We start from the raw sequence: 21,135 nt of genomic DNA, 5'->3' as shown, positions 1-21,135 counted from the left end.
CGGCCTGCGGCTCCGACGAGCAGCCCGCCGGCAACGAGAAGATCACTTTGAACGTCGCGCTCTTCGGCGACTTCGGCTTCAAGCCGCTGTACGAGGAGTACCAGAAGGCACACCCGAACATCACCATCAAGGAGCGGATCTCCGACTACGCCGCGCACCACCAGAGTCTGATCTCGCATCTGGCCACCAGCAGCGGCGCGGCCGACATCGAGGCCATCGAGATCGGCTACCTGTCCAGCTTCACGGCCACGCCGAACCGCTTCCACAACCTGCTCGACCTGGGCGCCGGGTCGCTGGAGAGCCAGTGGCTGCCGTGGAAGTGGCAGCAGGCCCTGTCCACCGACAAGAAGTCCCTGATCGGTCTCGGCACCGACGTCGGCGGCATGGCCATGTGCTACCGCACCGACCTGTTCAAGGCGGCGGGACTGCCCACCGACCGCGACGAGGTGTCCAAGCTCTGGCCGACCTGGGAGGACTACGTCGCCACCGGCAAGCGGTACAAGGCGGCCGCGCCGAAGTCGTACTTCATGGAGGCCTCGGGCAACATGTTCCGGGCCATCGTCGAGCAGGCCCCGACCGGCGTGTACGACGACGCCGACAAGCTGATCGTGGACAGCAACGCCGCGGTCAAGCAGGCCTGGGACCTCACCGTCGACGCGATCGGCTCGGACCAGTCGGCGAAGCTGTCGGCCTGGACGCCGGAGTGGAGCGCCGCGTTCGGCAAGGGCACCTTCGCCACCATCGTCTGCCCGGCCTGGATGACGGCGTACATCGAGACCAACGCCAAGGACGCGGCAGGCAAGTGGGACATCGCCGCGGTGCCCGGCGGCGCCGGCTCGATGGGCGGCTCGCACCTGGCGCTGCCGAAGCAGGGCAAGCACGCGCAGGAGGCGTACGAGCTGATCAAGTGGCTCACCGCCCCGGAGCAGCAGAAGAAGATCTTCAAGGCGACCGGCAACTTCCCGTCCACGCCGTCGCTCTACACCGACCCGGACCTGACCGGGTTCAGCAAGCCGTTCTTCAACAACGCCCCGCTCGGCAAGATCTTCACGGCCTCGGCGCAGGCGGTCCAGCCGCAGCACCAGGGCCCGAAGCAGGGCGACGTGTTCAACACCATCGGCGCCGGCCTGGGCCGGATCGAGCAGGGCAAGCAGTCGCCCGAGGACGCCTGGAAGCAGGTCCTCGCCGACGTCGCCAAGCTCGCCTGATCCAGCCCCTCGCACCGGGCCGGCCGGCTCCCTGACCGGCCGGCCCGGTGCCCACCGACCTGCCCGCGACCGGGTGGCGCACCCCGCTGCCCACCCGGTCGCTGGGCGATCCTCCTGCACGGAAGGGGAGCGCCCGGTGCGCGCCTGGCTCTACAAAGCGGATACGCGGCTGTCGCCGTACCTCTACATCTCACCGTTCTTCGTCCTGTTCGCGGTCTTCGGGCTCTTCCCGCTCGGCTACACCGCCTGGGTCTCGCTGCACGACTGGAGCCTGCTGTCCGACGAGCACACCTTCGTGGCGCTGGCCAACTACCGCGAGCTGCTGGCCGACCCGTACTTCTGGAACGCGCTGCGCAACACGGTGTCGATCCTGCTGCTGTCCACGGTGCCGCAGCTGATCTTCGCGCTGATCCTGGCCCACCTGGTGAACCGCCCGCTGCGCGCCAAGACGCTGTGGCGGCTGGGCATGCTGCTGCCGAACGTCACCAGCGTGGTCGCGGTGGTGGTCATCTTCAGCCAGCTGTTCGGGCGCGACTTCGGCCTGATCAACTGGGTGCTGGAGAGCTTCGGCCTGGGCCGCATCGACTGGCAGGCCGGGGTCGCGTCCTCGCACGTCGCCATCGCCGCGATGATCACCTGGCGGTGGACCGGCTACAACGCGCTGATCTTCCTGGCCGCCATGCAGGCGGTGCCCAAGGAGCTGTACGAGTCCGCGACGCTGGACGGCGCCACCGCCGGCCAGCAGCTGCGGAAGATCACCATCCCGTCGATCCGGCCCACCCTCATCTTCGTGGTCATCGTGTCGACCATCTACGGCCTGCAGGTCTTCGCCGAGCCGCAGCTGTTCGCCGGCGGCGGGCCCAACGGCATCATGGGCGGCCCGGACCGGCAGTTCCAGACGCTGACGCTCTACATGTACGAGCACGGCTTCAACCGCGGCTTCGAGTTCGGCTACGCCTCCGCCACCGCCTGGGTGATGTTCGGCCTGATCGTGCTCGCCGCCGGCGCCAACTACCTGATCACGCGACGTATCCGGAGCTCCCGATGACACGACGGCTCGTCTACCTGACGCTCACCGGGGTCCTGCTGCTGACCGCGTTCCCGCTGTACTTCAGCTTCGTGGTGTCCAGCCAGGACAACTCCGCGCTGTCGCAGGTGCCGCCGCCGGTGCTGCCCGGCGCCAACCTGTTCGACAACATCCGGCGGGTCTTCGACACCGTGCCGTTCGACCAGGCGCTGCTGAACTCCCTCATCGTGTCGTCGATCAACACCGCGTCGGTGGTGCTGTTCTCGACGCTGGCCGGGTTCGCCTTCGCCAAGCTGCGGTTCAAGGGGCGCACCGCGCTGCTGCTCGCCGTGGTCGCCACCATGATGGTGCCCACGCAGCTGGGCATCATCCCGCTGTTCATGCTGATCAACAAGCTGGAGTGGCACGACACGCTGCTCGCGGTCACGGTGCCCGCGCTGGTCAACGCGTTCGGCGTGTTCTTCATGACGCAGTACCTGACCGAGGCGCTGCCGACCGAGCTGCTGGAGGCCGGGCGCATCGACGGCGCCGCCACGCACCGGCTGTTCTGGCACGTCGTGCTGCCGGTCGCCCGGCCCGCCGCGGCGGTGCTCGGCATGCTGACCTTCCTCAACGTCTGGAACGACTACCTCTGGCCGCTGGTGGTGCTGGCCTCGCCGGAGAACCAGACGGTGCAGGTGGCGCTGTCCCAGCTGCGGGCCGGCTACGTGCAGGACTACTCGCTCGCGCTGACCGGCACGATGCTGGCCACGCTGCCGCTGCTGCTGGTGTTCGGCCTGCTCGGCAAGCAGCTCATCGGCGGCATCATGCAGGGCGCGATCAAGGGATGAGCCCCACGGGGGCGGTGCTCGCCGCGGCGTGACGCGGTGGAGCACCAGCGCAACAGCGGCCCGGCGCACGTCGCGCCGGGCGACTTGGGGAGGTCTGATGAGCATCGAGCAGTTGGTGACCGGAGCAGCGCGGACAGCGGCGCCGCCGCTGGCGTTCCCCGCCGGGTTCCGGTGGGGCGCGGCGACGGCCGCGTACCAGATCGAGGGTGCGGCGACCGAGGACGGGCGCGGGCCGTCCATCTGGGACACGTTCGCGCGGCGGCCCGGCCGGGTGCACGAGGGGCACACCGGTGACGTCGCCTGCGACCACTACCGGCGCTACCGCGAGGACGTGGCGCTGCTGGCCGAGCTGGGCATGGGGACGTACCGCTTCTCGATCGCCTGGCCCCGGGTGAAGCCGGGCGGCACCGGCCCGGTCAACGTACGCGGCCTCGACTTCTACGACCGGCTGGTGGACGAGCTGCTGGCCGCCGGGGTCGAGCCGATGGTCACGCTCTACCACTGGGACCTGCCGCAGGCGCTGGAGGACGGCGGCCGCGGCGGCTGGGCGGACCGGGACACCGCGGCGCACTTCGCCGAGTACGCCGCGGTGACCGCGGCCCGCCTCGGCGACCGCGTCGGCACCTGGACCACGCTGAACGAGCCGTGGTGCGCCGCGTTCCTCGGCTACGCCAGCGGCGACCACGCGCCGGGCCGCACCGACGTGCGCACCGCGTTCCGCGCCGCGCACCACCTGATGCTCGGGCACGGGCTGGCCGGGCAGGCACTGCGCGCGGCGGGCGTGCGGGAGCTGTCGCTCACCCTCAACCTGGCTCGGGTCAGCTCCGCCGACCCGGCCGACCCGCACGACGTCGCGGCGGCGCGGCGCATCGACGGCGTACTCAACCGGATCTTCCTCGACCCGGCGCTGCGCGGGGAGTACCCGGCCGACATGCTCGCCCTGTTCGACCGGTTCGGCGCCGCCGACGTCATCGCCGACGGGGACCTGCCGGTCATCGCCACCCCCATCGACCTGCTGGGCATCAACTACTACCAGCCCGTCCTGGTCCGCGCGCAGATCGGCGCACCGGCGCTGCCGGCGTACCCCGGCAGCGAGGGCCTGGTCTTCGCCCCGCAACCCGGCCCCGTCACCGGCATGGGCTGGCACGTCGATCCCACCGGCCTCACCGACCTGCTGCTGCGCCTGTCCCGCGACTACCCCGGCGTCCCCCTGATGGTCACCGAGAACGGCGCCGCCTACCCCGACGAGCCCGCCGGCGACCGCGTCGCCGACCCCGACCGCATCGCCTACCTCGACGGCCACCTGCGCGCCGTGCACGAGGCCCTGTCCGCCGGCGCCGACGTCCGCGGCTACCTCGCCTGGTCGTTCCTGGACAACTTCGAGTGGGCCTTCGGCTACGACAAACGCTTCGGCCTCGTCTACATCGACTACGAGACCCAGCGCCGCATCCCCAAGGACTCCGCCCTCTGGTACCGCAACGTGACCCGCACCAACACCCTCTGACCCCCTTTGACGCGCCGATCTTGCGCGAACTGTGGGTACGACACGCCCCTTCCGGGCGAATCCCCAACAGTTCGCGCAAGATCGGCGTCAGGTGGGCGGGGGGACGGGTCAGTAGACGGAGACGTTGTACTTGGTGAGGGCCTCGACCACGGGCTGGAAGTAGGTGATGCCGCCGGTGCGGCAGTTGCCGGAGCCGCCGGAGGTGAGACCCAGCGCGGTGCTGCCGGAGTAGAGGGGGCCGCCGCTGTCGCCGCCCTCGGCGCAGATGTCGGTGCGGATCATGCCCTTGACCGTGCCCTCGGCGTAGTGGACGGTCGCGTTGAGGCCGGTCACCGTGCCGCTGCGGGTGCCGGTGGTGCTGCCGCGGCGGGTCGCGGACTGGCCGACCACGGGGTTGGCGGCGGCGGAGAAGCCGCCGGACTTGGTGATCGAGGTGTTGGTGTACCGCACGATGCCGTAGTCGTTGCCGGGGAAGCTGGTGCCGGTCCGGTCGCCGAGCTTGGTGCTGTGGGTCGCGTTGGAGAACCACTCCACGGCCAGGTCGGTGCAGTGCCCGGCGGTCAGGAAGTAGTACGTGCTGCCGTTGCGCACGTTGAAGCCGAGCGAGCACCGGTATCCGCCGCCGTAGATCGCGTCCCCCGCGCCGATGGTCGGGGTGAGCCGGCCCTCGACGCGCTGGAGGCGGGCGGCCCCGCCGGAGCGGGCCACGGCCTGCGCGAGCGCGGTGAACCGGGGGCCGGTCACGGTGCTGTCCACGTCGACGACGATCTGGTTGTCCACCGGGTCGACCGACCAGGCGGTGCCCACGACGCCGCGGTCCAGCGCCGCGAGCAGCCGGTCGAGCTGCCGCGCGCTGCGGCTGACCAGGCGCGGCCGGGCACCGGAGGCGCGTACCGCGTCGGCGGCGGCGGTATCGGTGACGTTGACGACGGTGCGCCCGGCCGCGTCGAGGTAGCTGCCCGCGGTGCGGTCGTCGCCCAGCGCCGCGGCGATCGCCGCGCCGTTCGGTCCGGGCGCGGCCTGCGCGGGTGCGGCGACGCCGACGAGCCCGGCCGCCACGGTGGCAGCGGTGGTGATCGCCAGGATGAGTCTGGTGGCCTTCACATGTCCTCCCCTGATGAGGCCGCCCGGTGGGGCGGCGCATACATCGATTGATGGACATGGTTTCAAGCCGTTTCTGTGCCGATCAACGACCTTTCAGTGGGTATGCCGTCAGCCGCCCGTGACGTGGCGTGTCACGGGCGGCTCGGGGTGCGCGGGCGGCGGGCCTGTTCAGGGTCGCGCCTGAAGCGGATGAGCGGGGTCTGGCCGCGGCGGAAGCGGCGGTCCGCGGCCCGGGTGGTCAGGCGCCGGGGACCTCGAAGATGAGGCAGCTCGACGTGGCGTGCGCGAGCAGGCGGCCCTGCTCATCGGTGAGCTGCGCCTGGGCCAGGGCGGTGCGGCGGCCGCGGGAGATGACGGTGCCCTCGCAGCGCAGCAGGCCGGAGGCGACGCTCACCGGGCGCAGGAACTTGGTGCTCAGGTCCAGCGAGGTGTATCCGGTGCCGGCGGGCAGCGTGGTGTGCACCGCGCACGCCGCGGCGGTGTCGAGCAGCGTGGCCAGGATCCCGCCGTGCACCCCGCCCAGCGGGTTGTAGTGGAATTCCCGGGCGCGCATGGTGACCACGACCCGGCCCTCCTCGGCCTGCACTCCGTCCATGCCGAGCAGGTGCATCACCGGCGGGGCGGGCAGCTCGCCGCGCGCCATCGCGTGCATCAGCTCCAGGCCGCTCAGCCGCCCCAGCGCGGCGGCGCTGCGCAGCGGGTCGGACCAGGTGAAGGTGCGGGTGCGCGCCGCGTCCGCCGCGGCGTCGGCCGGGCTCGGCGTGGCCGGCTGGGTCTGGGTCTGCGTCATGGACTCAGCCTGGCAGCGGTTTGCTGAGTCTGTCAACGAGACTTAGCCTGGAGTAGTGAGACCTACCGCACTCGACTGGTCGACCGAGAACTGCACCGTGGCCCGCGCCATGGAGGTGCTCGGCGAACGCTGGACCCTCGTCGTGCTGCGCGAGGTCTTCAACGGCATCCGCCGCTTCGAGGAGATGCGCGAGCACAGCGGCATGCCCCGCCAGGTGCTCACCAACCGCCTCAACATGCTGGTCGAGCAGGGAGTGCTGCGCCGCGAGCCGTACCGGGAGCCCGGCGAGCGCGAGCGCCACGAGTACCGGCTCACCGAGAAGGGCTTCGACCTGTATCCCGTGCTGGTCGCCGTACGCGAATGGGGCGACCGCTACCTCGCCGACCCGGCCGGCCCGCCGGTCGAGATGGTCCACCGCGACTGCGGCGCCCTCGTCCACACCCACCTGTCCTGCGCCCAGGGCCACGACGTCGCCTCCCCGCGCCAGGTCGCCACCCGCCCCGGCCCCGGCGCCCTCCCCCGTAAAGGAAGGGCACCTTCTTAACGCCATGCGTAGAGGAAGGGCACCTTCTTAACGCTGTGCCGCTGTGCCGCTGTGCCGCTGTGCCGCTGTGCCGGGCAGTGCCCCTATGCCGGGCAGTGCCGGGCGGTGCCGCTGTGCCGGGCAGTGCCGCTCTGCGCCGCCCACGGCCAGGGTCGACCGCCGGCGGCGGGTCGGACACCTCGCGGTCGTATCGGCCGGACGCGGATACCCGATCGACCGGGCGGAGCGGCGCTGGCAGCATGGCGGCTCGTGGAGAGAGTGCTGATCCTGCCGCCGCGCGTCACCGAGACCGGGCTCGCGTACGCCGACGCCGCGCGGCGGCGCGGGATGCGGGTCGAGACCATGCACGGCTGGCGGCTGTCGGCGCACCTGGCCGGCCACCCCAGCGCGCACCTCTACGCCGGGCCGCTGTTCGCCGACGCCGTCGGCGCGGAACTCGGCGTAGGCCTGCTGGAGCCGGACCAGGACTGGCTCGCCCGGCTGCCGCGCGAGCTCACCCGGCGCGAGATCGTGTTCACCACCCTCGACCGGGCCCGCGAGCTGGACCGGCCCGCCTTCGTGAAACCGCCGGACGACAAGAGCTTCCCGGCCCGGGTCTACCCGTCCGGTGCCGCGCTGCCCGGACCCGACATCCTGGACGATGACGTCCCGGTGCTGGTCAGCGACGTGGTGGCGTTCCAGGTCGAGTTCCGCTGCTTCCTGGCCGAGGGCGAGGTGCGCACGGTCAGCCGGTACGCCGTGGCCGAGGAGCTCGACGTGGCGGCGGCCGGGGACGACCCGCGCAGCGCGGCCGCGGCTGACTTCGCACAGCTCACGTGTGCAGACCTCACGGACGGTGGGGCGGGCGCGGGGCGAGACGGGCGGCCGGCGCTGCCGAGCGCGGTGGTGGTCGACGTCGGCCTGCTCGCCGACCCGGTGACCGGCCGTCCGGAGTGGGCGGTGATCGAGGCCAACGCGGCCTGGGCCAGCGGCCACTACGCCGCGGACGCCGCCGCGGCGCTCGACGTGATGCTGCGGTCGGCCCGCCCGCTCGCCGAGATCACGCCGGCGGACCGGCCGTACCTGCGCAGGCTGCCCGCCGTGGAACGGTGAACCGCGCCGACCCGCGGACTGCCCGATCGGCAGCGGCGGCGCGGTGTACGCCCAGGACAGGAGCAACCCTGGATCGGCCCGCCGCCGTTCTAAAGGGCGCCCAGGCACCCGTCCACGGGGATGGTGGCCAGGCCGGGCTGGACGGGCGGCCCCTGGGTGACGCCGACGGTGACGCTCAGACTGGTGGGCGAGCCCGTGAAGTGACGGGCCTCCAGGCGCGGCAGCGTCGCCCGGTACAGCCCGCTCGCGGCGTCGAACCGCATCGCGACCTCGCCCTGGTACCGGCTTGCGCCGGCGCCGGTGCCCAGCGTGTACGACGCGGTGGCCGTGACCTGGGCGGGCTGCCCGTCCCGCGCGGTGATCCGGACGGCCACCGTGACGGGCGGCGGGAGGGGCGCGCCAGTACACCGCGGGTCGCGGAGCCGCTCCGGGCCGATCAGCACGGTGCCGACGATCGGCCCGAGCACCGTCGATCCGGCGGGCCCGGCGCTCGCGGCAGCCGACGGGCCGGGAGCCGTCGGCCGTGGGGCGGGCGAGGCGGCGGCCACGGGCGGTGTGGGCCGGGCGGTGCTCGGGTCATGGCTCCAGGAGCCGCCGACGCCGATGCATCCCTGCAGGCTGAGCATGGTCGCGATCGCGAACGCCCCCGTCGCCGCCACGCGGATGGTGATCACGCGCGAAAGGATAGCCGTGCTCCGTACCCGCCGCCGCCCCAGGCGCGCCTCCGCTCGCCGTGTCCCCGCTCCGCTGTGGTCGATCATGAAGTTGTGGCCGTGACACGCCGTCGAGCCGTGCCATAAGTTCATGATCAACGCATGGGAGGGGGTCAGGGGTGGTGGGTTAGCCAGCGGTGGTAGGTGGGGCTGCGGTTGACGGCGTCGGTGTAGGACTCGTCGGCGTAGCGGGTGAGGAGGGGGGCGACGCGGGCGGCGGAGGAGTCGGGGTGCCAGCCGATGAGGTGGCGCCAGCGCAGGGGGGTGCCGGCCAGGGGGACCACGCGGACGCCGGTCACCTCGCGGAAGGTGGGCTGGCAGAGGGCCACGACGTTGCCGCCGCGGACGAGGTCGGCGCAGCCGCCCAGGTCGCTCTCGTGGATGGGGTGGGGCGTGAAGCCCGCGCGGGCGCAGGCCGCCGCGAAGCACTCGGCGAAGCAGCCGTCGCCGGGGGTGGCCGCCCAGCGGGAGCCGGCCAGCGCGGACAGCTCCACCTCGTCGGCGTCGGCGTACGGGTGGGACTCCGGCAGCAGGGCGCACACCGGGGCGGTGGCGACGGTGTGCCACACCAGGCGGCCCTCGTCGGGCGGGCTCGCCTCACCGCAGGTGCCGATCAGCGCGAAGTCGAGGCGGGCGTCCAGCAGCATCGCGGCCAGCTCCGCCGACGACCAGGACGGGTACGTGCTCAGCTGGGCGCTCGGCTGCGCGGCGGCCAGCCGGTGCACCACGCCGCCGATGAGCGGGCCGTTCACCGCGCCGATGCGGTAGCCGGGCAGCCCGTCCGCGCCGCCGGCCTGCGCCATCCCGGCGAACTGGGCCGCCTCCTCCTGCAGCCCCTGCACCGCGGGCAGCAGCACGCGGGCGCGGGCCAGCACCAGCTCGCCCAGCGGGGTGGGGCGCGCGCCGCGGCGGTCGCGCTCGAACAGCCGCCCGCCGAAGGCGCGCTCGATGCGCTGCAGCTGGGTGGTGAGGGCGGGCGCGGCCAGGCCGAGCGCGGCCGCCGCCTTGGTGACGCTGCCGGCGTCGGCGATGGCGCAGACGACCCGCAGGTGTCGCAGCTCCAACCTCACGCGCCGATGCTACGGCGGCCGCCGTGCGCCGTGAAGTGTCGTTGCGGGATGGACGGAGATCGAAACCCGTCGGTATGGTGCGGGGGAGCGGGGAGGGCGGATGGCGGGACCGGGCCGGGCGGCGCTGATCGGGCTGCTGGGAGCCGAGCTGGTGTCGACCGTCGGCTCGCGGATGTCCTTTCTGGCCATCCCGTGGCTGGTGCTGGTCACCACCGAGGACCCGACCCGGGTCGGCGTGGTCGCGTTCGCCGAGGCGCTGCCGTACATCCTGGCCGGGATCTTCGGCACGCCGCTGGCCGACCGGTTCGGCGTGCGGCCGGTGTCCATCGTGACGGACCTGGGCAGCGCGCTGGTGATGGGCGCCGTGGCGGCGTTCGGCAGCGCCGACTTCACCCTGCTGGTGGTGCTGATCGCGACGCTGGGCGCGCTGCGCGGCGTGGGCGACAAGTCGAAGCGGGTGCTGCTGCCGCCGGTGGTGGCGGCGTCGGGCACGCCGATGGCCCGGGTAACCGCCGTCTTCTCGGCGCTGAACCGGGTCGCGATGGTGCTCGGCGCGGCGCTCGCCGGGGTGCTCATCGCCTGGCTGGGGCCGGTCGGCGCGATCTGGGCCGATGCGGCCACGTTCGCCGGCTGCGCCGCCGTCGTGGCGGCGCTGGTGCGCCTCACCAAGGAGCAGGACCGGCCCGCGCGGGCGGCGGGCGAGTCCTACCTGGGCAGCCTGCGGGCCGGGGCCACCTTCCTGCGCGGGGAGCGGCTGCTGCGCAGCCTGGTCGGCATGATGTTCGTGACCAACCTGTTCAACCAGGCCAGCGCGGTGGTGTTCATCCCGCTGTGGGTACGCGAGCATCTCGGCTCGCCGGTCGCGCTGGGCTGGATCGGCGGCGCGTTCGCCCTCGGCGCGATCGCGGGCGGGGCGGCGTTCGCCGCGCTGGTCGACAGGCTGCCGCGGTACGCGACGCTGGTGTTCGGATACCTGGTCGGCGGCTCGCCGCGGTTCCTGGTGCTGGCGCTCAGCGACGACCTGCGGGTGGCGCTGGCGGTGTCGTTCCTGTCCGGGGTGGCCATGTCCTCGGTGAACCCGACCTACGGCCTGCTGATGTTCGAGCGGGTGCCGCGCGCGATGCAGGCGCGGGTGTTCGGGCTGACCGGCGCGGTCACCTTCGGCGGCATCCCGCTGGGCGGCATGGTCGGCGCCTGGGCGGTGGAGACGCTCGGCCTGCGCGGCGGGCTGCTGCTGGCGGGCGCGGCCTACTTCGCGGCCACGCTGACACCGGTCGTCGGCCGGCGGCGGTGGCGGCAGATCGACGACCTCAAGGGCGGCGCCGTCGCGGCGCAGTCGCCGCGGTGGCCGGAGCAGCTGGCCGAGCTGGGCCGCCGGGTCGGTGTCGGGGACATCGGCCCGGCGGCGCCGGTCTCGGTCACGCTGGCGTACGCCGACGGCGGCTGGACGGTCAGCGCCCGGCGCGGGCGGCGCAGGCTGGCCCGGCCGGCCCCGATCTCCACCGCGCAGGCGCTGCGGCACGTGGCCGTGCTGGACGTGCCGGAGGCGTACGAAGCGGTGGCGCAGGTGCACCGGGCGGACCGGCGGCGGCTGGCGGTGGTGCGGGCGAACCTGGCCGCGGCCGAGTCGGCGCTGGCCGAGCTGCGCGCGGCTCAGTGGCCGGGCGACCAGTCCGGACGGCGGCCGAGGTAGGCGACGAGCACGTCGCCGGGCGGGGCGTCGGCGGCGGGCTCGACCATCACGCCGAAGGCCTTGCTGGGCCGGTCGGTCGGCCAGCGCAGGGCGATCTTCATGGCCGAGCCGCTGAGCTCGGGGTCGAGCGTCGCGTCGGCGCCGATCGACTTGGCCACGTCCCACGCGTGCACCAGGAAGTCGACGAAGTGCATGCCGAGCACGGTCGGCGCGGTGTAGGTGCCGTAGCCGTACACCTCGATCCTGCGGTCGAGCAGGGTGCGGTCGCGGAACGCCTTGGTGACCTGGGTGACCGACTCGGCGAACACCCGGCGCGGGTCGGCGGGCGGGGTCAGGTCGTCCCAGACCGCCGGGTCGGTGGGCCTGCCCGCGGCCGCGGCGGCAAAGCCGCGATTGTGGCCGATCATGTGCCCGAGCAGCTGGCCGAGGTTCCAGTCGCCGCACGGCGTCGGCCGGGCGAGATCGGCCCGCTTGACACGGTTGACGGCTGCTGCGGCCGCGGCGAGCGCGCGCCGATCGAGGTCACGAAGGTCCATGTATCGAACCCTAGTGCCGCAGGTGGGCGCGTTCCAGTGCCGTTACGGACAGGTGGCGGACGTCGCAGACCGTCCAATCAGCTCGGTGGCCTGAACGGCGGCCGTTGCGGCCGGTGGCACGCTCTGTCCGCTACATATCGAAGTTCTTGACGATCCGTGGGTCGGCACGTGAGACTCTCACGTGCCGATCCGCAGATCGGCTGTCGGTCGCGGGGGCCGGAGAGGGAGTGACGATGGCCGTCCCTGACGATCGCCCGCTGCTGCTGATGGTGCGCACCGGCAAGCGCGAGTTCCGGGAGTACCTGCTGCGCTCGCTGGCGACGGCGTACCGGGTGCACATGCTGACCGGGGTCGCGCCGACCTGGGAGCGGGACTACATCGACGGCGCGACCGAGCTGGGGGCGCTGCTCGACGTCGCGGCGATGGCGCAGGCGGCCCGGCGGCTCGCCGCGGACGGGCCGGTCGCGGGCGTGATGACGTGGGACGAGGCGCGCACGCCGCAGACCGCCGCGCTCGCCGCCGAGCTGGGCCTGATCGGCGACCCGGCGGCCGTCGCCCGGTGCCGGGACAAGCTGCTGACCCGCCGCGCGCTGGCCGCCGCGGGCGTGCCCCAGCCCGCGTCGGTGCCGGTCGGCTCGCTGGCGCAGGCCGCCACCGAGGCGTCCCGCATCGGGTACCCGGTGATCCTCAAGCCGAGCGACCTCGCGCTGAGCGTCGGGGTGATCAAGGTGGACGGTCCCGGGCAGCTCGCCGACGCGTACGACTTCACCAGCGGCGTCCGCCACGGCGCGCTGCCGGACTGGCGGCCGCAGGTGCTGCTGGAGGAGTACGTCGACGGCGAGGAGATCAGCGTCGACGCGGCGGTGCACCGGGGCGAGGTGACCCCGCTGTGCGTGGCCCGCAAGGAGATCGGGCACCCGCCGTACTGCATCGAGATCGGGCATCACGTGCACGGCGACGACCCGCTGCGCCACGACGAGCAGCTGCTGCGGCTGCTGCACGACGCGCACGCGGCGCTGGGCTTCACCGACGGGGTGACCCATACCGAGATCAGGCTGTCGGCGCGCGGGCCGCGCATCATCGAGGTCAACGCGCGGCTGGGCGGCGACATGATCCCGTACCTGGGCCTGCGCGCCACCGGCGTGGACACGGCGCTGGCCGCCGCCGCGGTCGCCTGCGGCCGGCCGCCGTCGGCGGTGCCCGATCGCAAGCTGGTCGCGGGCGTGCGGTTCTTCTACCCGGCGCGGCCGGACACGGTCGTCGAGACGCTCGGCTTCGACCGCGCCGGGCTGCCGGCCGCCGTGGACGAGCTGGCGCTGCTAGCCGAGCCGGGGGACCGGCGCTCACCGCCGCCCGCGGGCACGGTCAACGGGCGGGTCGCCTTCGCCACCGCGGTCGCCCAGACGGCCGCCGAGTGCCGGGCCGCGCTCGACGCCGCGGGCGCCGCGCTGCGGATCAACGGCGAACCCCCGGCCGACCACGGCTGACCCGCACGCTCCGCGCCGGTGAGGAAGGGCACCTTCTGCTACGGAAAACGATAAGAAGGTGCCCTTCCTTTCCTTTTCACCAGTCGTAGCCGAGCTGCTCGACGAGGTCGCCGTAGCGGTCGCGGAACGCGGCGAGGTGCGTGGCGGTCAGGTGGTTACGCCAGTCGCCGGCCACCCCGCGGCGGTAGTGGCTGTGCACGTCCTCCTGGCCGCGCTCACGGCCCTTGGCCAGGCGGCTGAACGAGAACCGCGCGCAGGCGTCGGCCGGGTACGCCCCCGGCAGGCGGCGGATCGGCAGCCGGGGCAGCACCTTGCGCGGGTAGGCCAGTGACTTCGGCGTGCCGCGGCGGTCGGCCAGGTTCCAGCGCACCGCGGCCATGCGCGCCCGCTCCGGGCCGGAGCCGTCGGGGGTGAGCAGGTCCAGGTGGCCGAGGATGGTGGACCAGCTCTTCACCGGGTCGACGATGGCGTCCTCCATGCGCACCTCGAGGATGCCGGGGTGGGCGTAGTCCCAGCCCGCCATCGGGTCCAGGAACATGCCGCTGAACTCGACCTCGGCCAGCAGGCCGCCGGACTCGTCGAGGGTGCGCAGGTTGCGCCGGTGTGCCACCAGCTCGGGCCAGGGCATCCCGCCGACCACCTCGGGGTGGCTGTTGAGGTGGCTGAAGTAGCCGGAGACCACGATGTCGCGCGGGTCGCGGATCAGGTGGAACGCCCGCATCTCGGGCAGCGTGGCCACCCATTCCCGCTGGGCGTTCGTCATGATCAGCAGGTCGGGCCGGGTGGCCCGGATCATGTCGCCGAGCGAGTCGTACGGCGCCCACTGCTCGGGCACGTGGACCGTGACCACCTTGAGGTCCAGCGCGAACGCCGCCTCGTGCAGGATGGATCTGGCCCAGGTCGACGCCGACTTGTGCCGGCCGAAGTACGCCCGAAGCATGGTGGGCTCCCGATGAAAGTCCTGATGGGACGCATTGCCGACGCAGCGGGAAAGCTGCGTTCACAATAAATACATCTATCCAGAGACCATCAGGGCTGTCAATAAAGAGAACGGTCGATGCAACGGACTCAGGTCGCGGTGCCCGCCGCGGGCAGTGGACCGGTCGCGGTGCTGCCACCGGAGCACGGCGCACCCGGCTCCGGCGCGGCGTTGACCCGGGCGGCCTTGATGAACGCGGCGATGCGCGGGTCGTCGGCGTTGTCCACCTTCAGCTGGTAGCCCCAGGCCTGCACCGAGATCTTCGCATCCTGCTCGGGGAACGGGCTGAGCATCAGGTAGTCGCGGCCGGACACCAGCTCGGCCAGCCGGCGCACCTGGGCCGCGTCGAGGCTCAGGTGGTAGGTGATCCACACCGCGCCGTGCTCCATGCTGTGCACCGCGCGCTCGGGGGCGATCGGCAGGTCGTAGACCATGCCGGTGCAGGTCTGCCACTCCAGGTAGTGCTCCCCGCCGACCGGCGGCCGCTGCGGGTAGTCCACCGGGCCGGGGGCGTGCTGCTGGCTGAGGGTGCCCGCCGAGAAGTAGTCGCGCACGCCGTCGATCGAGGTCAGCGCCTCGCGCCAGTTGTCAGCGGTGACCGGCGGCAGCGCCGGGTCGACCGCCGGGCCGGCCGTCGTCTCGTCGCGGGCCTGGTAGAACAGGAAGCCGCCCACCCCGACGACGCCGCACAGGCACAGCAGCACGACCAGGCCGCCGACCAGCCACGGCCACACCGCCCGCGACGCCGGCTGCGCCTGCTGCGGCAGGTACGGCGGCGCGCTCTGCGGCGGGGCGCTCTGCGGCGGGTACGGCGGCGCGCTCTGCGGCTGCTGCGGCTGCTGCGGCGGGTGCTGCGGCGCGTTCTCCACCATGGCGGGCCTCCCCGGGATCTCGTCTCGCCCCGGCGATCCTGTCAGACGGTGGGGCGGATGTCGAAGCCGGACAGGCCCTCGGGTGTCTCGTCGAAGACCTCGACGTCGTCGACGATCGCCAGCTCGGGGCCCTGCCGGGTCCACGCCACCAGGCGGTCGACGCGGTCGGGCGTACCCTCGAAGACCGCCTCGACGGTGCGGTCGGCCCGGTTGCGCACCCACCCGCCGACCCCCGCGGCCAGGGCGAGCCGCCGGCAGGTGTCGCGGTAGTACACGCCCTGCACCTCGCCCGAGATCACAACCCGCCTGCGGATCATGGTTAAACCGTAGACTGGTCGGTATGGCCCGGCCAAACGAGGTCGTCGCGGCGGCGCTGCAGGAGTACGCCGATCTCATCTCGATCACCGGAGGCGACGCCTTCCGGGCCCGCACCTACGAGAAGGCGGCCCGCGGCGTGGCCGGCTACGCCACCGACGTCGCCACGCTCGACGTCAAGGGCCTCGCACAGATCCCCGGCGTCGGCAAGTCCACCGCCGAGAAGATCGTCGAGTATCTCGGCACCGGCCGGATGGAGGCGCTGGAGAAGCTGCGGGCCGAGGTGCCCGCCGGGGTGCGCGAGCTGATGGCCGTCCCCGGCCTGGGCCCGGCCAAGGCCATGGCCCTGCACCGCGAGCTGGGCGTCGCCTCGGTCGACGAGCTGGTCAAGGCGATCGAGGCGGGGCGGCTGTCCGGGCTGCGCGGGTTCGGGGCCAAGACCGCGGCGAACATCCTGCACGGCATCGAGGTGCTGCGGCACAGCGGCGGCCGGGTGCTGATCTCCGCCGCGCTGGCCACCGCGCAGGAGGTGATTGCGGCGCTGTCGGCGCTGCCCGGCTGCGAGAAGTGCACCTACGCGGGCTCGCTGCGGCGCGGGCGGGACAGCATCGGCGACGTCGACATCCTGGTCGCGTCCCGCGAGTCCGCGCCGATCATGGCGGTCTTCGCGGAGCTGCCGCTGGTCGGCGAGGTGATCGCGCGCGGCCCGGCGAAGACGTCCATCCGCACCCGGGACGGCCTCCAGGTGGACCTGCGGGTGGTGCCGCCCGAGTCGTGGGGCGCCGCGCTGCAGTACTTCACCGGCTCCAAGGAGCACAACATCCGGGTCCGCGAGATCGCCGTCCGCAAGGGCCGCAAGCTGTCCGAGTACGGCCTGTTCCGCACGGAGGACGACGCGCTGGTGGTGTCGGAGACCGAGGAGGAGGTGTACGAGCAGCTCGGGCTGCCGTGGATCCCGCCCACCCTGCGCGAGGACCGGGGCGAGGTGGCCGCGGCCCGCGACGGCCGGCTGCCGCAGCTGGTCACCGAGGCGGACATCCGCGGCGACCTGCACACCCACACCGACCTCACCGACGGGGTCTCCACACTGGCGCAGATGCTGGCCGCGGCCCGCAAGCGCGGCTACCGCTACTACGCGGTCACCGACCACGCCAAGAACATGCCGATGCAGCGGATGACCGACGCCAAGATGCTGGCCCAGCGCCGCAAGCTGCGCGAGCTGGCCGACGAGGGGCGGATGGCGCTGCTGCACGGCAGCGAGCTGAACATCGACCCCGACGGCGGCGTGGACTGGGACGCCGACTTCCTGGCCGGGTTCGACATCTGCGTGGCCTCGATCCACTCGCACTTCACGCAGACCCCGGCGGAGCTGACGCACCGGCTGGTCAGGGCGTGCGAGAACCCGTACGTCAACATCATCGGGCACCCGACGACGCGGCTGATCGGCCGGCGCGGTCCGATCGAGCCGGACTGGGACGCGGTGTTCGACGCGGCCGCCGCCACCGGCACCGCGATGGAGGTCAACGCGTTCCCGGACCGGCTCGACCTGAACGACGAGCTGATCATGCGGGCCCGCGAGCGCGGCGTGAAGTTCGCGATCGACACCGACGCGCACTCCACCGTCCACCTGGACATGCTCCGCTTCGGCATCGGCATCGCCCAGCGCGGCTGGCTCACCCCCGCCGACGTCATCAACACCTGGACGCTCACCGAGCTGAAGGCCTTCGTCGCCGCCAAGCGCCGCGCCGCCTGAGCCGGGCGCTCAGGCGAGGTGCTCGCCGAACCAGGCGGTGAGCTTCGCCCAGGCCTGGCTCGCCGCCGCGGCGTTGTAGCGGGCACCGGTGTCGTTGAAGAAGGCGTGGTTCACGTCCGGGTAGGTGACGATCTCGTGGGTCAGCCCGGCCTGGCGCAGCGCGTCGCCGGCCGCGTCGCGGCTGGCGTTGACCCGGTCGTCGAGCTGGGCGTACACGCCGAGCACGGCCGCCTGCGGGGAGCCCGACAGCGAGGCCCCGGCCGGGAACGGGCCGTAGAACGGCACCGCCGCGTGCAACCGGGGCTCGCCCGCGGCCAGCAGCGACCAGACCATGCCGCCGCCGAAGCAGAAGCCCATCGCCCCGACCGTGTGCCCGGGGCCGCGCCGCAGCAGCTCGTCGATCCCGGCCCGCAGGTCGGCGAGCAACCGCTCCGGCGGGGCGGCGTTGAGCGCCGCGGTGGCCTGCGCCGGGTCGGTGAAGCGGGCCGTGCCGCCCTCCTCGGACAGCAGGTCGATCGCGAGCGCGGACCAGCCCGCGGCGGCCAGCCGCCCGGCGACCGAGGCGATGTGGTCGGTGAGGCCCTTGTTCTCGTGCACGACCAGCACCGAGCCGCGCGGGGTGACCGCCGCGGCGAAGGCGCCCCGCAGCTCGCGCCCCTGCGGGCCGGGGAAAGTGACCGGCTGGGTCGGCAGCGGGCTGGGACCGGCCGGGCCGCTGGGCACCGGGCCGGGCGTGCCGGTCGGGGCGGTCGCGGGGTCGGCGCGCCGGCTCTCGCAGGCGGCCAGCAGCGGCACCGCCACCGCCGCGCCCACGCCGAGCAGCGCCAGCCGGTGCAGCGCCTCGCGCCGTGAGATCAGCCCGTCGGCGTAGTCGACGACCACTTCGCTGGACAGGTACTCGCTGAACTCGGACATCCTTCATTGATACCCCGTCAGGCGGGCATCGCCCGCGAGCCGGGCGTGACCAGCCCGTACTGGTATGCCGCGACCACCGCCTGGGTGCGGTCGCGCACGCCGAGCTTCATCAGCACCCGGCCCAGGTGCGTTTTCACCGTGGCCTCCCCGATCACCAGCGCCTGCGCGATCTCGGTGTTGGACAGCCCGTACGCCGCCAGCGCCAGCACCTCGCGCTCGCGTTCGGTCAGCTCGCGCATCCGGGCCGGGGACGCCGCCCGCGTGCCGGGCCGGGCGGCGAACTCGTCCAGCAGCCCGCGCGCCACCGCCGGGTCGAGCCACGCCTCGCCCGCCGCGACCGCCCGCACGGCCAGCACCAGCTCGGCTGGGACGGCGTCCTTGAGCAGGAAGCCGGAGGCGCCCGCGCGCAGCGCCGCGTACACGGTCTCGTCCACGTGGTACGTGGTCAGGATGACGACCTTGACGGGGCGGTCGGGGTCGGCGAAGCCGTCGGCGGTGACGCGCCGGGTGGCCTCGACGCCGTCCATGCCGGACATGCGCACGTCCATCAGCACCACGTCCGGCCGCAGCTCGCGGGCCAGGTCCACGGCGGCCGCGCCGTCGTCGCACTCGCCGACCACCGCCACGTCCGGCTCGGCGGCCAGCAGCATCGCGATCCCGGCCCGCACCAGCGGCTGGTCGTCGGCCAGCAGCACCCGGATGCTCACCGCCCACCGCCCGGCGCGACCGCGCCCGTCGCCTCGGGCGCCCGGCCACCGGCCGCTCCGGTGGGCAGCGTCGCGGCGACCGTGAAGCCGTCACCGGTCGGGCCCGCTTCCAGCGTGCCGCCCGTGACGGCGATCCGCTCCCGCAGCCCGAGCAGGCCGTGCCCGGTGGACAGGGCCGGCCGGGCGGTCGCGGCGCGGCCCCTGCCGGTGACCTGCACGAGCAGCTCGTCGCCCCAGGCCAGGCGGACCGCGGCGGGCGCCTCGCCGCCCTGGTGCTTGGCGATGTTGGTGAGCGCCTCCTGCACCGTGCGGTACGCGGCCAGCCCCACGCTGGGGTCGAGCGGGCGCGGCTCGCCCTCCACGACCAGCTCCACCGGCATGCCGGTGGCCCGCATCCGGTGCAGCAGCTCGTCCAGGTCGCCCAGGCCCGGCTGCGTGCCGGTCTCGGCGTCGGCCGCCGTGGACAGCACCGCCAGCATCCGGCGCAGCTCGGCGATGGCCTGCCGGCCCAGCTCCTCGATCTGCCCCAGGGCGGCCTGCGCGCGCTCCGGCTGGACCGCCATCACCTTGCCCGCCCCGGCGGCCTGCAGCATCATCACCGTCACCGTGTGCGCGACGATGTCGTGCAGCTCGCGCGAGATGCGGGTGCGCTCGGCGGCGACCGCCGCGCGGGCGGCCACGGCCCGCTGCTCCTCGGCCGCGGCCAGCCGGCGGCGGCTGGTGCCCGCCCACCGGCCCACGGCCCACACCCCACCCACGAACAGGGCGTACACCAGCAGCAACCCGATGAAGGTGGCGGCCTGGCGGGGCGGCGCGGCCAGCCAGGCGCCGTTGGCGGCGATGACGCCGTAGGGCACCAGCGCAGGCCCGACCAGCCAGGCCATCCGGCGCGGCAGGTACGCGCCGACGGTGTACAGCGCGACGAGCAGCGCCAGCACCGGCAGGTAGCCGGGGACCAGCGCGCAGCCGACCACGGCGTGCACCCACGTCCACGCGAAGACCGCGACCGGCGCGCGGCGCCGCCAGGCCAGCGCGAGCGCGCCCAGGCCGACGTAGCCGACCAGCCACCAGGACGGCCCGCCGCCCGCCTCGCCCAGGTCCGCCCCGGCGGTGGAGAACAGCATCAGGTCCAGCAGCCAGACCAGCAGCGCCGGCAGCGCGTCGGTGGCTCGTCGCCAGTGCCTCACGGTCTCACCTACTCCGGGTCGTGCGGGCTGCAGAAGCAGAAGAAGATGCAGAAGCCGTCCGTCATCTCGGCGTACGACCGGAACTCGTGCGCGGCCCGGCGCGGCTCCCGCTGCGCCCGCTCCACCTCGCCGAGCCGCGCCAGCAGGTCGCGGTCGATCTCCTCGATGCCGCGCGGCACCGCCCCGAGCCGCAGCAGCGCGGCCCACAGGTCGCCGTCCAGCTCGGCGGTCAGCGCGGCCAGCTCCCGGTTGTCCACCTCGCCGATCTGCGCCGCGTACGTCGCGTGGTGGTGCAGCTTGGCGAGGGCGGCGGTGGGTCGCTCCGCCCCGCGCAGCGCGAAGCGGCTCCACTTCCAGCCGTCCAGCACGTCGACGGGGGAGTGCGGGTCCAGCGCGACGGGGAACACCACGAGCTCCAGGTCACGACCGGGTTCCAGCAGCTCGCGCGGTGGGTTGGGCACCAGCACCACGTCGGCGTCGACGAGGATGCCGGTCGCCAGGTGGCCGGATACCCGGTCGGGGGCCGATCTGTCCTGGACGGACACCCGGATGTCGGCACGGACGGCGGTTCCCACGCACATGATCGGCTCCTGGGGAGGTCGAAGGTGCCAGCAGAGTAGCCCCGGCATCACCCCAGGTCGATGAGTTCGCCTGTCGTCTTTCCGCGCAGGTCTCGCGGCTCGCGTCCACCCGTGGTCGTACCCGGACGGTCCGGGGTAGACCACGCGGGGTAGCCCCCGTACAGGGGACCCCCCGACCGGTTCGCAACCCGGTACCCGCAACAGAAGGGGGCGCCGGGGGGGCGCCCG

The 21,135-nt window shown here is 73.5% G+C and carries 21 protein-coding genes; 9 read left to right on the top strand and 12 right to left on the bottom strand.

The annotated features are described in order from the left end of the window. The 4 genes from AB0J67_RS29755 to AB0J67_RS29740 form a co-directional block, all read left to right on the top strand. Nucleotides 1-1,208: extracellular solute-binding protein (locus AB0J67_RS29755; protein WP_363486993.1), on the top strand; the 1,208-nt coding region annotated here is incomplete at its 5' end. 136 nt (nucleotides 1,209-1,344) lie between these two features. Further along, nucleotides 1,345-2,256, top strand: coding sequence for a sugar ABC transporter permease (locus tag AB0J67_RS29750; protein WP_363486991.1), 912 nt, complete (start codon nucleotides 1,345-1,347; stop codon nucleotides 2,254-2,256). Next, complete coding sequence (locus tag AB0J67_RS29745; protein WP_363486989.1) at nucleotides 2,253-3,065, top strand: carbohydrate ABC transporter permease; 813 nt, start codon at nucleotides 2,253-2,255, stop codon at nucleotides 3,063-3,065. Before AB0J67_RS29750 ends, AB0J67_RS29745 begins: the two co-directional genes overlap by 4 nt. 97 nt (nucleotides 3,066-3,162) lie before the next feature. Further along, complete coding sequence (locus AB0J67_RS29740) at nucleotides 3,163-4,569, top strand: GH1 family beta-glucosidase (RefSeq protein WP_363486987.1); 1,407 nt, start codon at nucleotides 3,163-3,165, stop codon at nucleotides 4,567-4,569. Between the two features lie 108 nt (nucleotides 4,570-4,677). On the opposite strand, the gene AB0J67_RS29735 is transcribed toward AB0J67_RS29740, so the two are convergent. Then, on the bottom strand, nucleotides 4,678-5,673 hold the full coding sequence (locus AB0J67_RS29735) for a S1 family peptidase (protein WP_363486985.1): 996 nt from the start codon (nucleotides 5,671-5,673) through the stop codon (nucleotides 4,678-4,680). A 238-nt stretch (nucleotides 5,674-5,911) separates the two neighbouring features. Next, nucleotides 5,912-6,463, bottom strand: a complete 552-nt coding sequence (locus tag AB0J67_RS29730) for a PaaI family thioesterase (protein ID WP_363486983.1) — start codon at nucleotides 6,461-6,463, stop codon at nucleotides 5,912-5,914. Nucleotides 6,464-6,518: 55 nt separating this feature from the next. Between AB0J67_RS29730 and AB0J67_RS29725 the strand changes: the two genes are divergently transcribed. Continuing rightward, nucleotides 6,519-7,007: a helix-turn-helix domain-containing protein gene (locus tag AB0J67_RS29725; RefSeq protein WP_363486981.1), complete on the top strand. Its 489-nt coding sequence runs from the start codon at nucleotides 6,519-6,521 to the stop codon at nucleotides 7,005-7,007. A 249-nt stretch (nucleotides 7,008-7,256) separates the two neighbouring features. Further along, nucleotides 7,257-8,099, top strand: coding sequence for an ATP-grasp domain-containing protein (locus AB0J67_RS29720; RefSeq protein ID WP_363486979.1), 843 nt, complete (start codon nucleotides 7,257-7,259; stop codon nucleotides 8,097-8,099). 89 nt (nucleotides 8,100-8,188) lie between these two features. Here the strand turns inward: AB0J67_RS29720 and AB0J67_RS29715 are convergent, their stop codons facing one another. Continuing rightward, nucleotides 8,189-8,773: a hypothetical protein gene (locus tag AB0J67_RS29715; protein ID WP_363486977.1), complete on the bottom strand. Its 585-nt coding sequence runs from the start codon at nucleotides 8,771-8,773 to the stop codon at nucleotides 8,189-8,191. A 152-nt stretch (nucleotides 8,774-8,925) separates the two neighbouring features. Continuing rightward, nucleotides 8,926-9,882, bottom strand: a complete 957-nt coding sequence (locus AB0J67_RS29710) for a LysR family transcriptional regulator (RefSeq protein ID WP_363486975.1) — start codon at nucleotides 9,880-9,882, stop codon at nucleotides 8,926-8,928. Nucleotides 9,883-9,982: 100 nt separating this feature from the next. On the opposite strand from AB0J67_RS29710, the gene AB0J67_RS29705 reads away from it, so the two are divergent. Further along, nucleotides 9,983-11,575 (top strand): MFS transporter, encoded by a 1,593-nt coding sequence (locus AB0J67_RS29705; protein ID WP_363486973.1) that lies wholly within the window; start codon nucleotides 9,983-9,985, stop codon nucleotides 11,573-11,575. Here AB0J67_RS29705 and AB0J67_RS29700 read toward each other — a convergent pair. Then, on the bottom strand, nucleotides 11,536-12,111 hold the full coding sequence (locus tag AB0J67_RS29700) for a TIGR03086 family metal-binding protein (protein ID WP_363486971.1): 576 nt from the start codon (nucleotides 12,109-12,111) through the stop codon (nucleotides 11,536-11,538). The genes AB0J67_RS29705 and AB0J67_RS29700 overlap by 40 nt on opposite strands. A gap of 233 nt (nucleotides 12,112-12,344) precedes the next feature. Between AB0J67_RS29700 and AB0J67_RS29695 the strand changes: the two genes are divergently transcribed. Beyond that, the gene (locus AB0J67_RS29695; RefSeq protein ID WP_363486969.1) at nucleotides 12,345-13,598 is read left to right on the top strand and encodes an ATP-grasp domain-containing protein; all 1,254 of its coding nucleotides are present in this window, start codon (nucleotides 12,345-12,347) and stop codon (nucleotides 13,596-13,598) included. A 76-nt stretch (nucleotides 13,599-13,674) separates the two neighbouring features. Here the strand turns inward: AB0J67_RS29695 and AB0J67_RS29690 are convergent, their stop codons facing one another. The 3 genes from AB0J67_RS29690 to AB0J67_RS29680 form a co-directional block, all read right to left on the bottom strand. After that, nucleotides 13,675-14,538 carry a hypothetical protein gene (locus AB0J67_RS29690; protein ID WP_363486967.1) on the bottom strand — a complete coding sequence of 288 codons (864 nt, stop codon included), beginning with the start codon at nucleotides 14,536-14,538 and terminating at the stop codon, nucleotides 13,675-13,677. Nucleotides 14,539-14,666: 128 nt separating this feature from the next. Further along, nucleotides 14,667-15,449, bottom strand: coding sequence for a DUF3105 domain-containing protein (locus tag AB0J67_RS29685; protein ID WP_363486965.1), 783 nt, complete (start codon nucleotides 15,447-15,449; stop codon nucleotides 14,667-14,669). 41 nt (nucleotides 15,450-15,490) lie between these two features. Beyond that, complete coding sequence (locus AB0J67_RS29680; protein ID WP_363486963.1) at nucleotides 15,491-15,766, bottom strand: acylphosphatase; 276 nt, start codon at nucleotides 15,764-15,766, stop codon at nucleotides 15,491-15,493. 23 nt (nucleotides 15,767-15,789) lie between these two features. On the opposite strand from AB0J67_RS29680, the gene polX reads away from it, so the two are divergent. Then, the gene (gene polX / locus AB0J67_RS29675; protein ID WP_363486961.1) at nucleotides 15,790-17,517 is read left to right on the top strand and encodes a DNA polymerase/3'-5' exonuclease PolX; all 1,728 of its coding nucleotides are present in this window, start codon (nucleotides 15,790-15,792) and stop codon (nucleotides 17,515-17,517) included. A gap of 9 nt (nucleotides 17,518-17,526) precedes the next feature. Here the strand turns inward: polX and AB0J67_RS29670 are convergent, their stop codons facing one another. Genes AB0J67_RS29670 through AB0J67_RS29655 form a run of 4 tightly spaced genes read right to left on the bottom strand, consistent with a single transcriptional unit; the run spans nucleotide 17,527 to nucleotide 20,907 of the window. Continuing rightward, the gene (locus tag AB0J67_RS29670) at nucleotides 17,527-18,432 is read right to left on the bottom strand and encodes a dienelactone hydrolase family protein (RefSeq protein ID WP_363486959.1); all 906 of its coding nucleotides are present in this window, start codon (nucleotides 18,430-18,432) and stop codon (nucleotides 17,527-17,529) included. A gap of 17 nt (nucleotides 18,433-18,449) precedes the next feature. Beyond that, entirely contained in the window at nucleotides 18,450-19,139 is a 690-nt protein-coding gene (locus AB0J67_RS29665; protein WP_363486957.1) for a response regulator transcription factor, read from the bottom strand. Further along, complete coding sequence (locus AB0J67_RS29660; RefSeq protein ID WP_363486955.1) at nucleotides 19,136-20,326, bottom strand: histidine kinase; 1,191 nt, start codon at nucleotides 20,324-20,326, stop codon at nucleotides 19,136-19,138. The genes AB0J67_RS29665 and AB0J67_RS29660 overlap by 4 nt, the downstream gene beginning before the upstream one ends. A gap of 8 nt (nucleotides 20,327-20,334) precedes the next feature. Continuing rightward, on the bottom strand, nucleotides 20,335-20,907 hold the full coding sequence (locus AB0J67_RS29655) for a hypothetical protein (protein ID WP_363486953.1): 573 nt from the start codon (nucleotides 20,905-20,907) through the stop codon (nucleotides 20,335-20,337). Nucleotides 20,908-21,135 lie beyond the last annotated feature (228 nt).

Source organism: Catellatospora sp. NPDC049609, from assembly GCF_040675365.1.
Taxonomy (GTDB): Bacteria; Actinomycetota; Actinomycetes; order Mycobacteriales; family Micromonosporaceae; genus Catellatospora.
Note: the sequence above shows the minus strand (reverse complement) of the source record. Positions and strands in the feature narration are given on the sequence as shown.